The sequence below is a fragment of the Streptomyces adustus genome (genome assembly GCF_009377175.1).
Lineage (GTDB): Bacteria > Actinomycetota > Actinomycetes > Streptomycetales > Streptomycetaceae > Streptomyces > Streptomyces adustus.
In genome coordinates this window covers 1-20,313 of the sequence record NZ_VJZD01000179.1, presented here as the reverse complement: position 1 = coordinate 20,313, position 20,313 = coordinate 1, and the positions used below count along the sequence as shown (strand labels likewise).

Annotated in this window: 14 protein-coding genes and 1 pseudogene; 9 read left to right on the top strand and 6 right to left on the bottom strand. The window is 71.0% G+C overall.

What is annotated here, in order from left to right; all coding sequences use genetic code 11:
* Positions 1 to 5 precede the first annotated feature (5 nt).
* Positions 6 to 1,403, bottom strand: coding sequence for an MFS transporter (locus tag FNH09_RS32595; RefSeq protein ID WP_152893500.1), 1,398 nt, complete (start codon positions 1,401 to 1,403; stop codon positions 6 to 8).
* Positions 1,404 to 1,499: 96 nt separating this feature from the next.
* Between FNH09_RS32595 and FNH09_RS32590 the strand changes: the two genes are divergently transcribed.
* Positions 1,500 to 2,450 carry a LysR family transcriptional regulator gene (locus FNH09_RS32590; RefSeq protein WP_420802798.1) on the top strand — a complete coding sequence of 317 codons (951 nt, stop codon included), beginning with the start codon at positions 1,500 to 1,502 and terminating at the stop codon, positions 2,448 to 2,450.
* Between the two features lie 148 nt (positions 2,451 to 2,598).
* Here the strand turns inward: FNH09_RS32590 and FNH09_RS32585 are convergent, their stop codons facing one another.
* Positions 2,599 to 3,249, bottom strand: a complete 651-nt coding sequence (locus FNH09_RS32585; RefSeq protein ID WP_162469422.1) for a helix-turn-helix domain-containing protein — start codon at positions 3,247 to 3,249, stop codon at positions 2,599 to 2,601.
* A gap of 141 nt (positions 3,250 to 3,390) precedes the next feature.
* Here FNH09_RS32585 and FNH09_RS32580 point away from each other — a divergent pair, with 141 nt between their 5' ends.
* On the top strand, positions 3,391 to 4,386 hold the full coding sequence (locus tag FNH09_RS32580) for an alpha/beta fold hydrolase (RefSeq protein WP_152893499.1): 996 nt from the start codon (positions 3,391 to 3,393) through the stop codon (positions 4,384 to 4,386).
* Between the two features lie 112 nt (positions 4,387 to 4,498).
* Here FNH09_RS32580 and FNH09_RS32575 read toward each other — a convergent pair whose 3' ends face one another.
* Positions 4,499 to 5,572, bottom strand: coding sequence for an alpha/beta fold hydrolase (locus tag FNH09_RS32575; protein WP_152893498.1), 1,074 nt, complete (start codon positions 5,570 to 5,572; stop codon positions 4,499 to 4,501).
* A 220-nt stretch (positions 5,573 to 5,792) separates the two neighbouring features.
* On the opposite strand from FNH09_RS32575, the gene FNH09_RS32570 reads away from it, so the two are divergent.
* Together FNH09_RS32570 and FNH09_RS32565 are read left to right on the top strand one after the other, a co-directional pair.
* Positions 5,793 to 6,695, top strand: coding sequence for an alpha/beta hydrolase (locus tag FNH09_RS32570; protein ID WP_238427243.1), 903 nt, complete (start codon positions 5,793 to 5,795; stop codon positions 6,693 to 6,695).
* A 2-nt stretch (positions 6,696 to 6,697) separates the two neighbouring features.
* The gene (locus FNH09_RS32565) at positions 6,698 to 6,889 is read left to right on the top strand and encodes a SpoIIE family protein phosphatase (protein ID WP_152893496.1); all 192 of its coding nucleotides are present in this window, start codon (positions 6,698 to 6,700) and stop codon (positions 6,887 to 6,889) included.
* A 63-nt stretch (positions 6,890 to 6,952) separates the two neighbouring features.
* On the opposite strand, the gene FNH09_RS32560 is transcribed toward FNH09_RS32565, so the two are convergent.
* On the bottom strand, positions 6,953 to 7,864 hold the full coding sequence (locus tag FNH09_RS32560) for an alpha/beta fold hydrolase (RefSeq protein WP_338017749.1): 912 nt from the start codon (positions 7,862 to 7,864) through the stop codon (positions 6,953 to 6,955).
* A 363-nt stretch (positions 7,865 to 8,227) separates the two neighbouring features.
* On the bottom strand, positions 8,228 to 9,247 hold the full coding sequence (locus FNH09_RS32555; protein ID WP_162469421.1) for a DNA-directed RNA polymerase subunit alpha: 1,020 nt from the start codon (positions 9,245 to 9,247) through the stop codon (positions 8,228 to 8,230).
* 1,005 nt (positions 9,248 to 10,252) lie between these two features.
* Between FNH09_RS32555 and FNH09_RS32550 the strand changes: the two genes are divergently transcribed.
* The 4 genes and pseudogenes from FNH09_RS32550 to FNH09_RS47845 form a co-directional block, all read left to right on the top strand.
* Complete coding sequence (locus tag FNH09_RS32550; RefSeq protein ID WP_152893495.1) at positions 10,253 to 12,340, top strand: glycosyl hydrolase family 28-related protein; 2,088 nt, start codon at positions 10,253 to 10,255, stop codon at positions 12,338 to 12,340.
* A gap of 40 nt (positions 12,341 to 12,380) precedes the next feature.
* Positions 12,381 to 13,184, top strand: coding sequence for an aldehyde dehydrogenase family protein (locus FNH09_RS32545; RefSeq protein WP_152893494.1), 804 nt, complete (start codon positions 12,381 to 12,383; stop codon positions 13,182 to 13,184).
* Positions 13,181 to 14,773 carry a GMC family oxidoreductase gene (locus FNH09_RS32540; protein WP_152893493.1) on the top strand — a complete coding sequence of 531 codons (1,593 nt, stop codon included), beginning with the start codon at positions 13,181 to 13,183 and terminating at the stop codon, positions 14,771 to 14,773. The genes FNH09_RS32545 and FNH09_RS32540 overlap by 4 nt, the downstream gene beginning before the upstream one ends.
* Before the next feature lie 420 nt (positions 14,774 to 15,193).
* A pseudogene (locus FNH09_RS47845) lies at positions 15,194 to 15,340 on the top strand (AraC family transcriptional regulator); the annotation flags it as partial.
* Between the two features lie 26 nt (positions 15,341 to 15,366).
* On the opposite strand, the gene FNH09_RS32530 reads toward FNH09_RS47845, so the two are convergent.
* Positions 15,367 to 16,119 carry an aspartyl/asparaginyl beta-hydroxylase domain-containing protein gene (locus FNH09_RS32530; RefSeq protein ID WP_152893492.1) on the bottom strand — a complete coding sequence of 251 codons (753 nt, stop codon included), beginning with the start codon at positions 16,117 to 16,119 and terminating at the stop codon, positions 15,367 to 15,369.
* A 238-nt stretch (positions 16,120 to 16,357) separates the two neighbouring features.
* Between FNH09_RS32530 and FNH09_RS32525 the strand changes: the two genes are divergently transcribed.
* A partial coding sequence (locus FNH09_RS32525) for a non-ribosomal peptide synthetase (protein ID WP_152893491.1) occupies positions 16,358 to 20,313 on the top strand: 3,956 nt, incomplete at its 3' end.

Below are 20,313 nucleotides of genomic sequence, written 5' to 3'. Positions count from 1 at the left end.
CCACGCTACCTGACCGAACGCGATAGTACGCGTTCCGCGCCGGACGCGACACTGCGCGTCTTTCCGCCGCCGTACCCGGCGATCACCAGGGCCGTCGCCGCCAGCACCAGCAGCGCGACCGTGCGCAGCGCCGGGGCCATGCCGTGGGCGAGGCCGGGGTGGGAGGAGAGGATCGTGCCGGTGACCGCGACGCCGAGGGCCGCGCCGATCTCGCGGGCCGAGGTGCCGAGCCCGGAGCCGAGCCCGGCCTGGTGGGCGGGGAGCGAGGAGACCACGCCCAGGGTCAGCGCGGGCATGGACAGCCCGGTGCCCGCCGAGATCACCAGCAGCCAGCCCGCGTACGCCCAGTACGGCGTCCCGGCACCCGCGGTGGAGGCGCCCAGCAGACCGAGACCGATCAGGGCGAGCCCGCCGCCGATCACCGGCCGGGGCCGGCCCGCCCAGCGCGTGGCGAGCTTCGGCACCAGCGCCATGCCGACCGTCAGGGGCATGATCGCGACACCGGTCACGGCAGCGCCGAACCCCTTCACCTCCTGCAGGTACTGCGAGTTGACGTAGAAGAGGGAGAACAGGCCGAAGAAGCCGGTGGCCGTGCCGAGGGCGGCCGAGCGCAGCCGGGGCGAGGCGAAGACGCGCGGGTCGAACAGCGGGGCGCGCGAGCGCAGGGCGTGCACGGTGAACCCGGCCACCAGCGCGGCGCCCGCCGAGAAGGCGCCGAGGATCCGCGCGGAGGTCCAGCCGTAGGTGGGGCCCTCGATGATGCCGAACAGCACCGCGACCAGGCCCGCCGTCAGCAGCAGTGTGCCCAGCGGATCCAGGTGGTTGGCGTGGGCGCGCTCGGTGCGCGGGGTGGTGACGGCCACGGCGAGCGCCAGCAGCGCGGCGAGCGGCACCATGACCGCGAACAGGGCCCGCCAGGAAAGGAACTGGCCCACCAGCCCGCCGCCCAGGTTGCCGGCCGCGCCGCCGAGTCCGATCGCCAGGGTCCAGGAGGCCATCGCGCGCGGCCGGTGTTCCGGGGCGGCGAGCCGCATCAGGATCGACATCGTCGCCGGGGTGATCAGCGCGGCGCCCGCGCCGGACACGCCCCGGCCCGCGATCAGCAGTGCGGGGGAGTGGGCGAGGGCGCTGGTCCCGGCGCCCGCGGCGAACAGCGCGAGACCGGTGAGCAGGGCGCCCTTGCGGCCGTAGCGGTCGCCCAGCGCGCCCGCCGGGACGAGCAGTCCGGCGAAGGCGATGACATACGCGTCGACGGTCCACAGGATCTCGGTGTGCGAGGGGTGCAGCGAGGACGAACTCAGCTGTGGGATCAGCAGGTTGATGGCGGCGACCATGCTCTGTGCGACCAGGACGCAGGCGCACAGCGCCAGCAGGGTGGACCGTTTCAGGGCGTGTGGGGTCATGGCTCCTCCCCGGGAGCTCGACGGACTGGTGTGGGATGCCCTGTCACCGTAGGCTCGGCCCGACCTGCTTTCCAGTGCAACCTTTGCAAGGGACAATTGCGCGTGACGCAATCCATGGGATCCGGTGGTTCCGGCGGCATCGATCTGAATCTGCTGCTCGCGCTCGACGTCCTGCTGGAGGAGCAGAGCGTCCAGGGCGCCGCACGCAGGCTGCATCTGTCCGAACCGGCGATGAGCCGCACCCTCGGCCGCATCCGCAAGGCACTCGGCGACCCGGTCCTGGTGCGCGCGGGGCGAGGGATGGTGCCGACCCCGCACGCCCTCGCCGTACGAGCCGAGGTGGGCGCGGTGGTGGAGCGCGCCCGCGCCCTGTTCGTACCCGGCCGGGGCACCGATCTGCGCACGGTCTCGCGCACCTTCACGATCCTCGGGCACGACGCGATCGCCGCCGCGCACGGCGCCGCGCTCTTCGCCCGTGCCGCCGAGGAGGCGCCCGGCATCCGCATCCGGTTCCTCAGCGAGAGCCACGTCGACGCGCCGTTCCTGCGCGAGGGCACCGCCGACCTGGAGGTCGGGGTGATCGACGCGGCCTCCCCCGAGGTGCACACCGAAACCCTGCACGAGGACCGCATGGTGGGCGTCGCGCGTGCCGGACATCCATTGCTGGACGGCGAGTTGACGCCCGAGCGGTTCGCCGCCGCCGATCACGTCATCGTGTCCAGGCGCGGCAAACTGCACGGCCCCGTCGACACCGCGCTCGCCGAACTCGGCCTCGGCCGACGGGTGGTGGGCACCGTCGGCACCTTCCCCGCCTCGCTGTTCGTGGTCCGCGACACCGACCTCGTGGGGCTGATCAGCTCCTGGGGCCTGTCGCTCGCGGCCACCCTGGGCCTCGCCGTCTTCGAGGTCCCGCTCGACCTGCCCCCGCTGCGCCTGGGCATCGCCTGGCACCCCCGGCACGACGCCGACCCGGCCCACGCCTGGCTGCGCGGCGCGGTGAGGGACATCCTGGCCGACTGGTCGGCCGCGGCAGCAGCCCTTCGGTGATCTCCCGCAGCGCCGGGGTCGCCCGGCGTTGCAGGCCGGGCCGAACGTGAACCGCGTGGGGGTTAGGCCGGGCGTGCGGCGTCGGTGAGGGCGTTCATTTCGGCGGTGGTGCCGACGGTGGCTGTCTTGTCGGAGCGGGTTCCGGAACCTACGGCTGTTCTTGGCGGCCGGCCTGGGCACGATGCGGCTGGCGGTTCCCGCGACCGGCGGCTGGAGGGGTGCGCGGCCGTAGGCGTTCGCCCTGCGGTCCGAACATGATCAGGTACTCGACCGGTCCGCCGGGGCTGGCGTTCGCCACCCCGTGCGGGGTGCGGGTGTCGAACTCGGCGAGGTCCCCGGGGGTCAGGATGAGGTCTTGGTCGCCGAGGGCGAGCCACAGCCGCCCGTACAGGACGCACAGCCACTCGTGGCCGTCGTGGGAGACCTGGCGGGGCCGCGCGGGCGGGTCTTCGAGGGAGGCCAGGACGTGCTTGTGGGCGTGCAGGCCGCCGACGTACCGGGTCAACGGCAGCACCGCCTTGCCGTCGCCGAAGCTCAGCGGCGCCGCGGCGCGCGGCTCGGCCGCGGGGGCAGGGGCGGTGCCGGCCAGCTCGTCCAGGGAGACGCCGTACTCCTTCGACAGGTGCAGCAGCACCTCCAGGGTGGGCTTGCGCCGGCCGGTCTCGATCCGGGACAGCGTGCTGGTCGAGATGCCGGTCGCGCAGCTGACACCGTCGAGCGTCGCGCCGTGGTGCTCGCGCGCGGCCCGCAGTCGGGGCCCCATCGCGGCCAGCGTGCCGTTCACGTCGTCGACTGCCACTTTCCTCGCTCCTTCTTGCCGTGCCGCTCCACCGCTCTGTCCTGCGATCTTGCCAGAATGGCAAGGCCGATCGCGTCGGGCGGGTGCCGCGCCGCATGATCGATGGGTAGCCGCGTTTGCCCGCGATCCGAGGAGAAGTCCATGCAGCCCGAGCCGACCGCCGAGCTCCGCCACCGCACCGTCGAGGCCCCGGCCGGGCGCCTGCACCTGGTCGAGCAGGGCACCGGCCCGCTGGTCCTGCTCGTGCACGGCTTCCCCGAGTCCTGGTACTCCTGGCGCCGCCAGCTCCCGGCCCTCGCCGCAGCCGGCTACCGGGCGGTGGCGATCGACGTGCGCGGCTACGGCCGCTCCTCCAAGCCGGAGGCGACCGACGCCTACCGGATGCTGGACCTGGTGGAGGACAACGTCGCCGTCGTGCGCGCCCTCGGCGAGGAGGACACGGTGGTCGTCGGCCACGACTGGGGCTCCAGCATCGCCGCCGCCTCCGCCCTGCTCCACCCCGAGGTCTTCCGCGCCGTCGGCCTGCTGAGCGTCCCCTACGCGCCGCCCGGCGGCCCCCGCCCCACCGACGTCTTCGGCCGGATCGGCCACCCCGAGCAGGAGTTCTACGTCTCCTACTTCCAGGAGCCCGGCCGCGCCGAGGCAGAGATCGAGCCCGATGTCCGGGGCTGGCTCGCGGGCTTCTACGCGGCCCTGTCCGCCGACACCATGCCCGCCCAGGGCGAGCCCGACCCGCACTTCGTCGCCCGCGGCGGCGGCCGACTGCGCGACCGCTTCCCCACGGGGGTCCTCCCGGCCTGGCTGAGCGAGGACGAGCTCGACGTCTACGCCGGGGAGTTCGAGCGCACAGGAATCACCGGCGCACTCAACCGCTACCGCAACATGGACCGGGACTGGGAAGACCTCGCCCCGCACCGCGGAGCCCCGATCAAGCAGCCGTCCCTGTTCATCGGCGGCGCCCTGGACGCCTCCACCACCTGGATGTCCGACGCCATCGACGCCTACCCCACCACCCTCCCCGGCCTGTCGGCCTCCCGCCTCCTGGACGGCTGCGGCCACTGGATCCAGCAGGAGCGCCCCGACGAGGTCAACCGCCTGCTGACCGACTGGCTTGCCACCCTCCAGGGCCAGGGCTGAACCAGGTGAGCGTGTAAGCGTTCTTGCGCAAGTCCCTCGTCTTCACCGGATGCTGATCCGGTCTTCAAAGAACAGCGCGAACGCGTTGAGGGCGCTCTTCCAGAGTGCACAGTCAGCCGCGCGACATACGGTCGGCCTCCAGGACCGCCTGGGCGAATGCCGCGGGCGCCTCCTGCGGAACGTTGTGACCGATGCCCTTGAGCGTGCGGTGGACGTACGGGCCGGTGTACTTGTCGCGGTAGGAGGAGTCGCCGCCGGACGGGGCGAAGGGGTCCAGCTCGCCGTCGAGCCCGACGGTGGGCACACCGATGGCCGGTCCCTCGGCCAGCCGTGCCTCCAGATCGGCGTACCGCGGGTCGGTGGGGGCCAGTTCGAGCCGCCAGCGGTAGTTGCTGATCACGACGGGCACGTAGTCGGGGTTGTCGAACGCCTTGGCGGTGCGATCGAAGGTGGCGTCGCTGAAGTGCCAGGTCGGCGAGGCGGTGTGCCAGACGAGCTTGGCGAGGTCGTGCCGGTACTCCTTGAGGCCCAGCTCGCCCCGGTCCGTGCAGAAGTAGTACGCGTACCAGAACGGGTACTCCTTGGCCGGCGGCGCCGGCTGGCGCAGCGCCTTCTGGCTGAGGATGAGGTAACCGCCCATGGAGACGAGGGCCTTGCAGCGTTCCGGCCACTGCGCGGCGATGATGTCGGCGGTGCGTCCGCCCCAGTCGAAGCCGCCGACGACCGCCCGGTCGATGCGCAGCGCGTCCATCAGCGCGATGATGTCCATCGCGACGGCAGCCTGCTCGCCGTTGCGGGGCGTCTTCGGGGACAGGAAGGTGGTCGTCCCGTAGCCGCGCAGATAGGGGACGATGACGCGGTAGCCGTGCGCGGTGAGCAGCGGCGTCGCCGCCTCGAAGCTGTGGATGTCGTACGGCCAGCCGTGCAGCAGAAGCACCACCGGACCGTGGGCGGGACCTGCCTCGGCATAGCCGACGTTCAGCTCGCCGGCACGGATCTGCTTCAGCGGGCCGAAGGAGGACCCGGCACCTGCCTCCGTCTCCTCCGCGGACACATCCCCGCCGGTAGGGGCGCCCCTACCGGCGGTCGCCCAGGGCGCGGAAGCGCTGTGTGCTCCCGCTATCGAAGGCGCCGCCGCGCCGGTCACGCCCACGCCGAAGAGCTTGCCGAAAGATCGTCTTTCCATCCGGGAACCTCCTGTCGCGACCGAGTAAAACCGCAGGCCAATCGTAGGTGCGGGTCAGCAAACCCGCCCGTCCGACCAGCACGCCGCCGCGCGCCCGACCCGCCGGGCCTGCGCGGGACGGCTGGGCCGTGGGTGTTGCCGTGGTCGGAGGCCCGCCGACAGAGGCTTTCCGCGTCGTACAGGGCGGTCACATCGGGGCATGGCGGCCAGGCAGGAATCGATGGGACCTGTGGCAACCAGGCGCGGCGAGCTGGGGCCGTCCCTGGGTCGTCCCACCAGTTGCGGCGGTGTAGTGCATGTACCGCTGCGCCGCCACCGGCCCTGGGCCCGCATCCTGCTGCTGCCGGGCCTGATGCGGCGGCGTGACGTGCAGCGGATCCCCAACATCCGCTATGGGGACGCCGGCCGCCGGAATCTCCTCGACATCTACCGCCGCCGCGACACACCGCAGCACGCGCCGGTCCTGATCTACTTCCACGGCGGCGGGTACACCAGCGGAGCGAAGAACCGCGAGGCACGGCCCCTGCTCTACCGGCTCGCCGGCCAGGGGTGGGTGTGCATCAGCGCAAACTATCGGCTGCGGCCCCAGACCACTTTCCCCGGCCACCAGATCGACGCCAAGAAGGTCATCGCCTGGGTCCGCGAGCACTCCCCCGAGTACGGTGCCGATCCATCGAGGCTGTTCGTGGCTGGCAGCTCCGCCGGCTCCAACCTGGCGGCCCTGTGCGCACTCACGCCGAACGACCCGCTGTTCCAGCCCGGATTCGAGTTGGCCGACACCACGGTCACCGCGGTGATCTGCCTCTACGGCTACTACGGCCACTTCTTCGGCGAGGAGCCCGACGCAACGCCGTCCCCGAACCAACCGTATGCGTACCTCAACCCCGGTGCGCCACCGTTCCTCATCGCCCACGGCACCAAGGACGCGCTGGCGACCGTCGAGGGCGCCCGGAACTTCGTCGACCGGCTGCGCCGTGTCTCGGACAGTACCGTGGTCTACGCCGAACTGTCCGGCGGGCAGCACTCGTTCGACCTGTTCCACTCCCCGCGCTTCGAGGCCGTCGTGGACGGTGTTGAAGCCTTCGCCGCCTGGGTCCTGGCTGCTCCGGGGGCACCGCGCTGATCATGGTCACTGACGGCGTGGTCGAAGGACCGGGCCTGATGCTGGACGTCGGCCTGGAGCGGGCCGGAGCCCTGGCCGCCCAAGCCCTCCACGACGGACTGAGCGCGGAAGCGATTGCCGACCGGCTCCTCGACGCCGCGGTCGCGGTCGACCACCTGGACGACGTGGCCGTGCTCGTCATCAGGCGCACATGACGGCACCCACGCTCTACACGAGCGCCGTCCCGACGCCGCGACCTGCAATGATCAGGTCGGTGATCACCGGGTCCGATGGCCGTCGGTCTGCTTCTCGTCGCCTCGGGAGTCGGCAGACCCGGTGCTCGATGCGGTGCCGGGCTCGTCGTGCGCATGCAGATGTCCGAGCAGTAGACGGTTCAGCGTCTCGGGCGCCTCCTCGGGGATCCAGTGGCTGACGCCCTGGAGGGTCTCGAACCGGTACGGCCCGTTGACCCACTGCCGGGTCTGCTGTGCGGCTGCCGGGCCGAACGCGGTGTCCTGCGTGCTCCAGACGTACAGCGTGGGCACATCGATGATGCCGATCGCGTGTTCGGGGCGGCCGGACCGGTACCAGTTCAGCGCCGCGGTGAGGGCGTCCGGCTGGGACAGGTGCCGAACGTAGGCGTCGGCGCTGGACTGCGGGACCCTTCCCGCGTAGAGGGTACGGAGCAGTTCGGCGTCGTTGGCCAGCATGCGGTCCTCGGTCGCGGGCGTCTCGCGCCAGTCACGCATGTAGTGGGATCGTGCGCGCTGGTCCTCATCGGTGCGCAAGGCGTCGGCGAGAGCACCGGGGTGCGGGGTCGAGACGACCGTGAGGGTGCGGATGCGGCCGGGATGGGCATCGGCGGTCCACCACGCAACCGCGCCGCCCCAGTCGTGACCGACCAGGTCGAACCGTGCCCAGCCCAGCTCCTCCGTCATCGCGACGACGTCGTCGACCAGGACGCTCATGCGGTAGTCCTCAGGCCGCTCCGGGCGGACCCTGGGGGAGTAGCCACGCTGATCGGGCGCCACCACGCGGTAGCCGCGCGCGGCCAGCGCCGCGACCTGTCGATGCCACGCCAGCGACGTCTGGGGAAAACCATGCAGCAGCAGCACCGGTCGGCCCTTGGACGGACCGGCGGTGATGGCGTCGAACACACCCGCAGCCGTGGAGATGCTCAGCTCGGTCACGTCCCACTCCTTCAAACCGACTGGTCGGTCAGCCTTCAGGCAGCGGGAACGGATTGTCAAGGCCGAAGACGTGCAGCGTCCCCGCGCGGGCAGCAGCCTGTTGGGCAAGCGCAAGAGCCCGCTACGAGGGTGGACTTTGAGAACTCGTGGCGGTCGTCCGACGCTCGGCGACCGTCACGCTGCCTGCAATTGATCTTGGCGGTGAGTGTGGGGACATGGAGACGGCCTCGCGAGTTGACCGGTGCTCGATTCGCGGGTCAGCCCGTTGTGGCGCGGACCCGGTCGAGGCCGCCCGATCGAGCAGCGTGGAGGTTCTCCTGTCTCCGTACGCGAAGTGTCGCTGTGGCCGGCTCAGCGCTGCGTTCAGTACTGCTCGGGCTCCACGAAACCTGCGTCCACGGCGTCGGCGCCGAAGGTGTCAGCAGCGGCGGTCGGGTTGAATGCAGGCGGACTGTCCCTGAGGCCGAGGCCCATGCCGGCGAGCTTCTCCTTGACCTCGTCGATGGACTTCGAACCGAAGTTGCGAATGTCGAGGAGGTCGGCCTCGGAGCGGGCGACGAGCTCACCCACGGAGTGGACGCCCTCGCGCTTGAGGCAGTTGTACGAGCGGACGGTGAGGTCGAGCTCCTCGATCGGCATCACCAGATCGGCGGCCAGGGCGGCGTCCACCGGGGACGGGCCCATGTCGATGCCCTCGGCGTCGATGTTGAGCTCGCGGGCCAGACCGAACAGCTCGACCAGCGTTTTGCCGGCGGAGGCGATGGCGTCACGGGGACGCATGGCCTGCTTGGTCTCGACGTCGACGATCAGCTTGTCGAAGTCGGTGCGCTGCTCGACACGGGTCGCCTCGACCTTGTACGTGACCTTCAGCACCGGCGAGTAGATCGAGTCGACCGGGATGCGCCCGATCTCCTGACCGACCTGCTTGTTCTGAACGGCGGAGACGTAGCCGCGACCGCGCTCGACGGTCAGCTCCATCTCCAGCTTGCCCTTGCCGTTGAGCGTGGCGAGGACGAGGTCGGGGTTGTGCACCTCGACACCGGCCGGGGGTGCGATGTCGGCGGCGGTGACCAGACCCGGGCCCTGCTTGCGCAGGTACATCACGACCGGCTCGTCCTGCTCGCTGCTCACGACCAGCTGCTTGATGTTGAGGATCAGGTCGGTGACGTCCTCCTTGACACCCGGCACGGTGGTGAACTCGTGCAGGACACCGTCGATGCGGACGCCGGTGACAGCAGCGCCGGGGATCGACGACAGGAGGGTGCGGCGCAGAGAGTTGCCGAGGGTGTAGCCGAAGCCCGGCTCCAGCGGCTCGATCACGAACCGGGAGCGGAACTCGTCGACGACCTCTTCGGTCAGGGACGGACGCTGAGCGATCAGCACGTGGTGTTGCCTCCAGACGTTCGGCGCCCGCTAGGTGGCGCCGTAGACACCATGAAGGGTACGGGGTGCGGGCTCATCGGCCTGCGAAGAAGCCCGACCGCCCGACTCCAACCCGGCGAGGAGATTTTTTTGAGTTTCTCTTCCGTCCGTCGCCCGGTGCCCACCTGGCGCGACAGCCGGGCGCGCGATCTCTCCACCAGCAGTGCGGTCGGCCCGATCAGGCCGTCGAATGTTCTTACGACCCGTCATGAAAATCTGAGGTTGGTGAGTTGACGAATTCGCGCCACCCGGGTGGACCGGTGCCACCGCGTCCAACGAAGTCCGGACTCCCCGTAGGTGCAGGCACGAGGCGCACCCGGTGTTCGTCCCAGGTGCATCGTCTATCCCATCAGTCTAACGTGAAGCTTGTAGGTGCACGGTGTTGACACCGCAACAAGGTGTCCGAGGACGGGCACTTGGCAGCCATCGGAGCAGCCGGAACTTCTCGCGGAAGAGTCGCGTACGGCCCTTCGCTCCTGCTGGTGGACCGTGCCCGACCGACGGCACATGCCCTCGCGTGGCGGGGCGCCGATACCGGGCCGCTCGGCCGCCCAGAACCGCGCGGCCACGTCGTTCTCATGGATCGCCGCGCGGTCCCCGGTCTCCGACTCACGGAGCATGAGCCGCTCGGCACACCGGACCCGAAATCGACGGGACACCGACCACCGCACTCACTGTCTTCGTGGTGCCGCACGGGGACCTGCGCATCGGGACGGTCGACGGCCGGATTCTGGAGTGCTCGGTCTGGCGGTGAGGGCGGTGCGCTCCGGAGAATGAAATGAGTGCAAGAAATCGACTGTTGCTTGCAGAATCTGTACTAGCTGATGGAAATATGTGCTCACCGTCTTGTCGGTCGTCCCATCGCGCCCTAATGTCCCGGAACGCAGCGACACGGCCTGTTGCCGCCGTGCTGCCGCGCACCGAGCTGCCCTCGGTGTCCTCCGCTCCCAGAGAAACGAGACCCCGATGGCGCGATACATCCTGCACGCGGCTGCGGAGCGAGCCCACGGCCGTGCGCGAAGACCGGCCTGGACAGTCGTGGCGGTGACCGCGGCCGCCGCCGGACTCGTGCTCGGCCTCGGCGTTTCGGCCCCGGCGGCCTCGGGGCACGGCGGCCGCGCGGGCGCTCCGGCGGTGACCCGGGCCGGGCTCGATCCCGCCCTCGTTGCAGGGCGCGGCGCCAGGGTGGATTTCGTGGAACAGGAGGCGGAGAGCGCGACGACGAACGGCACCGTCATCGGCCCCGACCGCTCCGCCTACACGCTGTCCTCGGAGGCGTCCGGCCGCGCGGCGGTGCGGCTGGATCCGGGCCAGTACGTCGAGTTCACCCTGCCACGCGCGGCCAACGCTCTCACCGTGCGGTACAGCATTCCCGACGCCCCACAGGGCGGCGGCATCACCGCGCCCCTCGATGTCTCCGTGGGCGGCGGGCGCCGCACCACGATGACCCTCACCTCGCAGTACTCCTGGCTGTACAACCAGTACCCGTTCAGCAACGACCCGCGAGCCGATCTGCTGCACCCCGACTGGTGGATCACCGAATGCGGCTGCGTTCCTGCCGCCACCACTCCGCCGCCCACCGTCGACAAGCCGTTCCGGCCCAGCCACTTCTACGACGAGCAGAGACTGCTGCTCGGCAAGCGCTACGCCGCCGGCGACACCGTCCGCCTCGCCGCGCCCAAGGGCAGCACCGCGGCCTGGACCGTGATCGACCTGCTCGACACGCAATTCGTCGGCGCGCCGCACGTCGAGAAGCACGCCGCGAACGTTCTTGCGTTCGGGGCCGATCCCACCGGCCGGCGTGACGCGGGCGACGCCTTCGACCGCGCCATTGCCTACGCCGAGAAGCGGCACCTCAAGGTGTACCTGCCGCCGGGCACGTACCAGGTGAACCGCCACATCGCCGTGGACGACGTCACGATCGTCGGGGCGGGGAGCTGGTACACGGTCGTCAAGGGCCACCAGGTCACCCTCGGCACCCCCGCCCCCGACGGCTCGGTCCACACCGGCGTGGGCTTCTACGGCAAGGACGCGGCGGACGGCGGCAGTCACGACGTCCACCTGTCGGGCTTCGCCGTCGAGGGCGACGTACGCGAACGCATCGACACCGACCAGGTGAACGCCATCGGCGGGGCGCTGAGCAACTCGACGATCGACGGCCTCTACCTCCACCACACCAAGGTCGGCATGTGGTTCGACGGCCCGATGACCGGCCTGCGTGTCACCCGCACCGTGATCGCCGACCAGATCGCCGACGGCCTCAACTTCCACACCGGCGTCACCGATTCGAGCGTCACGGACAGCTTCGTCCGCAACACCGGCGACGACGGTCTGGCCATGTGGTCCGAGAAGACGGCCGACGCGCGCAACGTCTTCGCCCACAACACCGTGCAGAGCCCGGTCCTCGCCAACGGCATCGCCCTGTACGGCGGCACCGACAACACGGTCACCGGCAACCTCATCGCCGACCCCGTCAGAGAGGGCAGCGCCATCCAGGTCGGATCACGCTTCGGCGCCGAGCCGTTCACCGGACATCTGCGGATCACGGACAACACCACAGTCCGCTCAGGGCCGTTCGAGCTCAACTGGAAGATAGGCCTCGGAGCCATCTGGTTCTACGCCCTGGAGCGGGACATCGACGCCGACATCGAGGTCACCGGCGACCACTTCCTCGACAACACCTACAACGCGATCATGCTTGTCTCCGACTTCCCGGTGAAGGACAAGTACGCGATCCGAGGCGTCCGTTTCAAGGACATCCGCGTGGACGGCACCGGCACCTCCGTGCTCAGCGCCCGCTCCGCCGGATCGGCGTCCTTCGAGAACGTGGACGCCCGTAGCGTCGGCGCGGTCGGTATCAACAACTGCGGATCCTTCAACTTCCCCGCCACCGGCTCCGAGTTCACGGTGAACGACCTCGGAGGCAACGACGGCAGCGGCACGACCGGACCCTGGCTGGCGTCCTGGGAGCTGCCGAACACCATCACCTGCGACGACCGACCCCCGGTGGTCGCGCCACCGTCCCCGGCACCTTGGCCGGGTGCCTTCCGCTGACCGACATGTATCGCCGCGGCGGTGGCCGGTCGTCGCGAAGATGAACCCGGTCAACGCCTATCTCCGCCCGCACTTCGAGTACGTCTTCGCCGAGCTCGTCGCGCACGGCTGGGTGCGCTTCATCGACGGAGGTGCGGCCCAGGGCGGATACCTTGCCCCGCACGACGGCGTCGACGCCATCCACGTCACCGGCAGCGACCGCACCCGCGACGCCATCGTGTGGGGCACAGACGACCAGGCGGGCGAGCGCCGCCGCGACGACATGCCGCTGATCGGCAAGCCGTTCATCAGCGAGCTGGGCGGCGTCAGCCTCTGCATCGTGACCCCCGGCCCCTGGAGCGCGGCGGACTTCCGCTTCCAGGCCGGGCACATCGGCACCAGTAAGATGAACAACTCCGGCCACAACTGCATCGCCAGCCAGATCCTGGTCCTGCCCCAAGAGTGGGACGGCACCGAGCGCCTGCTGGACGAGATCCGGCGCGTGCTGCGCGCACTGCCGCCGCGCACGGACGACTACCCAGGTGCCGGGCAGCGCCTGTCCGCTGTGCTGGCGGCCCATCCCAAGGCCGAGACCCACGGCGACGGCTGCCGGATCCTGGTCCCCGACATCACCGACCACGACGACGCCGTGATCAGCGGAGAAGTCTTCGGCAGCACTCTCGGCGTCGTACGGCTGTCCGGCGACACCCCGGCCGAATTCCTCGGCCGCGCCCTCGAATTCGCCAATGACACCCTCCCCGGGACACTCGGCGCCACCCTGATCGTCCACCCCAGGACGGAGAAGACCACGCGAACTGGGAACGCAGGTACGCTGGATGCCCGCGCGATCGAGGGGGACCGATGAGCACCGCGCTCCACAGCGTCGACTACGTCATCGTCGGAGCCGGGTCGGCCGGAGCCGCTCTCGCCGGCCGGTTGACCGAGAAGAGCACGGCCTCGGTGGCCCTCCTGGAGGCGGGCGGACCGGACAGGAAGGCAGCCGTGCACATCCCCGCCGCCTTCTCCCAGCTCTTCAAGACCGAACTCGACTGGGACTACACGACGGTTCCGCAGACCCAACTCTCCAGGCGCCCCGTCTACTGGCCCCGGGGCCGGATGCTCGGCGGGTCTTCGTCGATCAACGCCATGATGTGGGTGCGCGGGTTCGCCGCCGACTACGACGAGTGGGGCGACCTCTGCGGAGCGGACTGGTCGTGGCAGGGCCTGCTGCCCTACTTCCGCCGCGTGGAAGGGATCGCAGGCGCCACCGACCCGGACCATGGACGCTCGGGTCCCATGACCATCGAGGCGCAGCGCAACCCGAACCCGCACACGGCTGCCTTCCTCGACGCCGCCAAGGAGCTCGGCCATACCGTCGAGCCCGCCAACACAGCTACGCCCACCGGCTTCTCGCAGACGATGGTGAGCCAGCGACGCGGAGCCAGGTTCAGCACCGCGGACGGCTACCTCAAGCCCGCCCGCAGCCGCTCGAACCTGCACGTCATCACGGACGCGCAGGTCACCCGCGTCCTCTTCGAGGGCCGCCGCGCCGTTGGAGTTGAATACATCACTGGGGGCGTCGCACGCAAGGTGCTGGCACACCGCGAGGTCGTACTCAGTGGAGGCGCGGTCAACACTCCGCAACTTCTCATGCTCTCCGGGATCGGCGACGCCACTCACCTGCGCGAACGGGGAATCGACGTCCTCGTGGACTCCCCTGAGGTCGGCGCCAACCTCACCGACCACCTCATCTCCGGACTCGTTGTCGACGTGCCGGACGGGACACTGTTCTCCGCGGAGCGGCCCCGCGAGCTCCTGAACTACCTCGTCCGCCGCCGGGGAATGCTCACCTCGAACGTCGGCGAAGCGTACGGCTTCGTCCGCAGCCGCCCCGAGCTCGAACTCCCCGACCTCGAAATTGTCTTCGCCCCGGTGCCGTTCATCGGTGAAGGTCTCGTCAAGCCCTCCGGACACGGTGTCACGGTGGGTGCGATCCTTCTCCGGCCTCAGAGCACCGGATCGATCAGACTTGCCTCTCCGGATCCGCTCGACAAGCCGGTTATCGACCCGTGCTACCTCACGGACGCGGGTGGGACCGACCGTGAGGCCTTGATGGCCGGGCTCGACGTCTGCGAGCAGATCATCGAGCGACTCGCTGCCAGGGGGCTGTCCTCGGGCCGCTTCCTCATGCCCCCGGGAGGCGAGCGCCTGTCCCGTCACCGGCGTGACGCCCTTGCGCTGGCCGATCACGCCCACACGCTCTACCACCCGGTCGGAACAGCCCGGATGGGCAGCGACGACTCCTCGGTCGTGGACCCGCAACTTCGCGTACGAGGGACAGAGGGCTTGCGGGTTGCGGACGCATCGATCATGCCGACGATCGTTCGCGGCCACACCAACGCCCCCGCCATCGTCATCGGAGAAAGGGCCGCGGATCTGCTCGGAGCGAGCTGAAGCGGTAGTGGTCACGCCCCACCCGATAGGTCTGTCAGGAGGTGGGGATGCCGATGCCGTATCCGAGCTGGAACGGGTGCATGCCTTGGTGCGCGACCGTCTGGGGGACGATCCGGCCTCTTTGCGAGCGACGGAGGAGACGGTGGCGGCACACTCCGAAGCCGCGGAATTCTCCGAACGCACCCGTCGGCGCCTGGCGGACGCGGTCGAGCGGGACCCGGACCTCGCGGCGCCCGGGCACGGCCCCGGACCGTGGCGCGAAGTCGCCCGCCGGCCCGGCCGTACTCAGCGTCTGCACGCCGACGGTGATCGCTCGGCGCCGTCAGGAAGGGGTAGGCCGTGGGGGGTGGGCTTTCCGGCGGCTGGGCTGTCGGCGATCCGGTGTCGAACGTGGACCACCGGCTCGCCGTCGCGACGGCGACCTCGGACCATCCCGTGGAACGCGTCGCCGCGCAGGTCGGCTTCGGTTCTCCGACTGTCTTCCGTGAAGGTTTCGGACGCACCACGGGTGTCGGCCCGCACGCCTGCCGCCGCTCCTTCGGCCGGCCGCGCGCCGGTCGGCCGTGATGCGCGGTCCGTCGGCCGATGGTCCCTCAGGCCTCGCCGGTGAGGCGGCGGACCTCGGTGACCAGCGTGGTGAGGGCCTTTCGTTCCGGCACCGTGGTCTCGGGATGCCACAGGTCGACCAGGAGGCAGGTGCGGGGACGGGTGCCGTGGTTCCAGGCCTCGTGCTCGAAGGAGTAGTCGAAGAGCAGGCACTCGCCCTCCGTCCACCGGCGAGCCTCCCCGGCCACGCTGATACCGCATCCCTCGGGGATGTCGACGGCGAGATGCAGGTTGATGCTGAAGTTCCACAGGTCGCAGTGCGGCGCGATGGCCGCGCCCGGCAGCAGCGTCGAGAAGTGGCTCTCCAGCAGCGGGCAGATCAGCTCGGTGTCGACGGCCGTCTCCTGGAGGATGCGGAACGCCGTCGGCACGAGCGGCTCCGACTCCAGGACGGGCTTGCCCGCCCGGTAGAGATAGAGCGCCTGCCAGTCCTCCTGCCGCACCAGATAGTGCTCGTAGTCGGAGAAGCGGCCGCGCCGCTCGGCCCAGGCCTCGGCCAGCTCCTCCCGGATCGCGGCGTGCCCGGCCTCGAAGGCCCGTACCACGGGGGCGATCTCGGGGTGCTCGTACCGGTCGTGCCAGGGCTTTTGGGAGATGCCCGGCATGATCCACTTGGCCTGCTTCTGCAAGGGGGCCCGGTCCCGCGGGTCCGCGTCCAGCATCCGCGTGACCCGGTCGAGCGACCCGGGGCCGTATTCGTCTCTGATCGCCGCGAACGCGGCCTCGATCTCCGGTGTCATGCCGACGCCTTTCTTCCCTGAACGACCTCATTGCCGTTGAGCAGCGTCGCCGGAACGGAAGAATGCCGAAAGTCGCCGATTCACGGGACCGGAATGATGCGACGGGTATTTATGGACGGTCCGCATTCCGTGGTCAAGAGCCTTTTTCCCGTGACTTTCCGGCCCGCATTCCGTCTCGCACAGTGGGCGTCGACCATGACGTCGCCCGTCGTCGCCCCGAGTGAGATGAGACCGCCGGATGTCCGCTGAGGAGCGCGTTCGTCTTCCCCTGACAGCCTCGCAGGCCGGAATATGGGTAGCCCAGCAGCTAGATCCAGAAAGCTGCGACTACCACATCGCCGAATACCTGGAAATCCATGGCGCGGTCGACGCCGGCCTGTTCCAGGAAGCCCTGCGCACCATGATCGCCGAAACCGACTTCCTGAACGTGCGTTTCGAGGAGGAGGACGGCCGGGCCTGGCAGGTCCCCGAGGCGAGGCCACCCCTGGAACTGGAGACGGTGGACGTCAGCGGCCATCCGGACCCGAGGGCCGCGGCGGAGGAGCGCATGCGGGCGGAACTCGCCCGGCCCACCGACCTCACCCGCGACCCCCTGACCCGCTACCTGCTCTTCCGCGCCGGACCCGAGCGCCACTTCTGGTTCCACGCCGTGCACCACATCGTCGCCGACGGCGTCGCGGGCGCCCGGATGAACCGCCGGGTCGCCGAGGCGTACACCGCGCTGGTGGACGGCACCCCGCTCACGCCCACCGACGCCGCGCCGCTGCGGCAGGTGGTGGCGGAGGACCGCGCCCACCGCGAGTCCGAGCAGGCCGCGCAGGACCGGGCCTACTGGTTGGAGCGGATGACGGACCCGCCGGAGACCGTCGCCTTCGGCGGCCGGACCGGTGCGGCCCCCTCCGGCCGGGTGCTGCGGCTGCGTACCGACCTCGGGCCGGAGATTGCCGAGGCGCTGCGGAACACCGCCCGCCGCGCCCGCACCCGCTGGACGGTCGTCGTCCTGGCCGCGGCCGCCGCCTACCTGCACCGGATCAGCGGTGCCGAGGACGTCGTCCTCGGCATGCCCGTGACCGGCCGCTCCACACCGGCCGCGCGCGGCACCTGCGGAGTGTTGTCCAACATCCTCCCGCTGCGGCTCGCGGTCACCTCCGCCACCCGGTTCGACGACCTCGTACGCCAGGCCTCGCGGGCCGTGCGGGAAGGGCTGCGGCACCAGCGCCACCCGGTCGAGGACCTGAAACGGGAACTCGCCCCCGGCGACACCGGCCGCAGACTGTGGGACGCGGCCGTCAACATCATGTCCTTCGACTACGACGTCACCTTCGCGGGACTGCCCGCCACCGCCCACAACCTCGCCGTCGGACCGGTCGACTACCTGTCCCTCAACGTCTACGAACGCGGCGACGGCACGATCGGCCTCCAGTTCGAGGTGGACGCCGCCCGCTGCGACCTCGACGAACTCGCCGCCCACCGGAACCGCATCGCGGACTTCGTCGCCCGCGTCGCCCGGGCCGACGAGGACACCACGGTCGGCGGGATCGACATCCTGTCCCCGGCCGACCTCCGTCTGCTGCTCGAGTACGGCGACGGCGGCACCGCGCCCGTCCCCGAGACCGGTTGCCTGCACGAGCTGTTCGAGGAGCAGGCCCGGCGCACCCCGGACGCGGTGGCCGTCGTCTGCGCCGGCGAGCGACTCACCTACCGCGAGCTGGCGGCGCGATCCGACGAGGTCGCTCGGCGGCTGCGCCCGTTCGTAGGCCCGGACCGGCCGGTCGGCGTCTGCGTCGACCGCTCCCCGGGCATGGTCACCGCGGTGCTCGCGGTCCTCAAGGCGGGCGGCTGCTACGTCCCCCTCGACCCCGGGCTGCCGCCGCGCCGCCTGGAGTACATCGTCCGCGACGCCGGGATCGACACCGTCGTGAGCCGTCCGGAACTCGCCGGCCGACTGCCCGCCGCCGTCCGGAACATGGTCCCCGTCGAACCGCCCGCCGACGACGGGCCGGCGGACGCGGTACCGCCCGCCGACGCCGACACGGCGTCCGCCCCCAGGCACACGGCGCCCGCCGACGCGGACACGGCGTCCGCCCCCAGGCACACGGCACCCGCCGACGCGGCCTCGCCCGCCGTACCGGAGCCCGCCGTACCGGATCCCGTCGTGGGGCCCGCCAATGCCGCCTACATGCTCTACACCTCGGGCAGCACCGGCCGGCCCAAGGGCGTGGTCGTCAGCCACGCGGCCGCCGTCGGCTTCACCCTCCAGAACCTTGCCGCCTGCCGAGTCGGCCCCGAGGCCCGCTTCCTGGGCTTCGCCGCGCTCACCTTCGACGTCTCGGTGCTGGAGACCTTCGGCGCGCTGCTCAGCGGAGGCACGCTGGTGCTGGCCACCGACGAGGAGCGGCTGGACATCGACCGGCTCCAGGCCCTGATGGCCGGTCAGGCGGTCACCATCGCCGACCTGCCCACCGCCCTGATGCCGCTGCTCGACCCCACCGCCCTGCCCGCGCTCACCTTCGTCTCCACCGGCGGCGAGGCCCCGTCCGGTGACGTCGTCGACCGCTGGGCGGCCCCCGGGCGTGAGGTCTGGAACACGTACGGCCCCACCGAGACCACGGTCGTGGTGGCCATGCACCGCTGCACGGCCCCCTCGGGCGGCGCCGCCCCGCCGATCGGCCGGCCCACGGTCAACCACCGGCTCTACGTCGTCGACGACCAGCTGCGGCTGGTGCCCCCCGGTGCCCCGGGCGAACTCTGCGTCTCCGGCGCCGGTCTCGCGCGCGGCTACCTCGGCCGGCCCGGCCTGACCGCGGACCGGTTCGTCCCTGACCCCTGGTCCGCCGCTCCCGGAACCCGGATGTACCGCACCGGCGACCTCGTCCGCTGGAACGACCGCGGCGAACTGGAGTTCCTGGGCCGGATCGACCAGCAGGTGAAGATCAACGGTCACCGGATCGAACTGGGCGAGATCGAGGCCGAGCTGATCCGGCACCCGTCCGTCGCACAGGCCGCCGTCCTGGTCCAAAAAACATCGGCCGGCGCGAAGCGGCTCGTCGCCCACGTGGTCGGCGCCACCGGCCCCGAACCCGTACCCGCCGCCCTCCAGGCCCACCTCGCCGAGGCGCTTCCCCGCTACATGGTCCCGCACACCTATGTGGTCCGGACGAGCCTGCCCCTGACCACCAGCGGGAAACTGGACCGCAGGGCCCTCGCGGAGACGGCTTCGCCACCCGAGCCCGACACCACCCCGGCCCCCGCTCCGGCCCCCCGCTCCGTCGCGGAGCAGACCCTGTGCGCGCTGTTCGCACAGGTGCTCGGCCGGGAGTCCGTCGGCGCCGACGAGGCGTTCTTCGCACTCGGCGGTGACAGCATCACCGCGCTGACCCTGGTGAGCCGGGCGCGGGCGGCCGGCCTGACGATGACCCTGCGCGACGTCTTCACCCACCGCACGCCCGCCGCCCTGGCCCGAGAGGCCGCCGGGACGGAGGCTGCCGCGCCCGCGTCCGTCCCCGCGCGGGCGGCCACGGACCCGCTCCCCGCCGACCCCGCCGCCACGTCCGAGGTCCCTCTCACCCCGATCATGCGCTGGCTCCTGGACGGCCCCGGTCCGGTCGACCGGTTCAGCCAGTCGGTGCTGGTGCAGACCCCCGCCGACGCCGACGAGCGACGACTGGCGTCCGTTCTCCGGGCGTTGACCGACCACCACGACATGCTGCGCCTGCGGACCGTGCCGTCCGCGGGGTCCCGCCCCGGCTGTCACATCCGGCCCCGGTCCCGCACGGCGGACCATCTCACCCGCGTCGACCTCGCGGGTCTCGACGAGGAAGCCCGTCGCGCGGCCGTCGCCCGGGAGACCGAGGCCGCCCCGGGACGGCTGGACCCCGCGGCCGGCACGGTGCTCCAGGCGGTCTGGTTCGACCACGGCCGGGACCGGCCGGGCCGCCTCCTGATCTGCCTGCACCACTTGGCCGTCGACGGCGTCTCCTGGCGTGTCCTGCTGGCCGACCTGGCCCAGGTCTGGGCGGCGGTGTCCGCCGGCGAGCCGGTGCGCCTCCAGCCGGTTCGGACCTCCTTCCCCGACTGGGCCCGGCAACTGACCGCACTGGCCCGGCATCCGTCGACCACCGCGCAACTGCCGCGCTGGCGCGAGATCCTCGCCCCCGGCGATCCCGGTACGGCCGCCCCTGTCTCTTATACACA

Bases quoted from the DNA above. Each gene is read 5' to 3' on its own strand.
- FNH09_RS32580 (WP_152893499.1), top strand. From the start codon at position 3,391: ATGCAGCCCGAGCCGACCGCCGAGCTCCGCCACCGCACCGTCGAGGCC.
- FNH09_RS32545 (WP_152893494.1), top strand. From the start codon at position 12,381: ATGAACCCGGTCAACGCCTATCTCCGCCCGCACTTCGAGTACGTCTTC.
- FNH09_RS32570 (WP_238427243.1), top strand. From the start codon at position 5,793: ATGGGACCTGTGGCAACCAGGCGCGGCGAGCTGGGGCCGTCCCTGGGT.
- FNH09_RS32550 (WP_152893495.1), top strand. From the start codon at position 10,253: ATGGCGCGATACATCCTGCACGCGGCTGCGGAGCGAGCCCACGGCCGT.
- FNH09_RS32565 (WP_152893496.1), top strand. From the start codon at position 6,698: ATGGTCACTGACGGCGTGGTCGAAGGACCGGGCCTGATGCTGGACGTC.
- FNH09_RS32575 (WP_152893498.1), bottom strand. From the start codon at position 5,572: ATGGAAAGACGATCTTTCGGCAAGCTCTTCGGCGTGGGCGTGACCGGC.
- FNH09_RS32530 (WP_152893492.1), bottom strand. From the start codon at position 16,119: ATGACACCGGAGATCGAGGCCGCGTTCGCGGCGATCAGAGACGAATAC.
- FNH09_RS32540 (WP_152893493.1), top strand. From the start codon at position 13,181: ATGAGCACCGCGCTCCACAGCGTCGACTACGTCATCGTCGGAGCCGGG.
- FNH09_RS32595 (WP_152893500.1), bottom strand. From the start codon at position 1,403: ATGACCCCACACGCCCTGAAACGGTCCACCCTGCTGGCGCTGTGCGCC.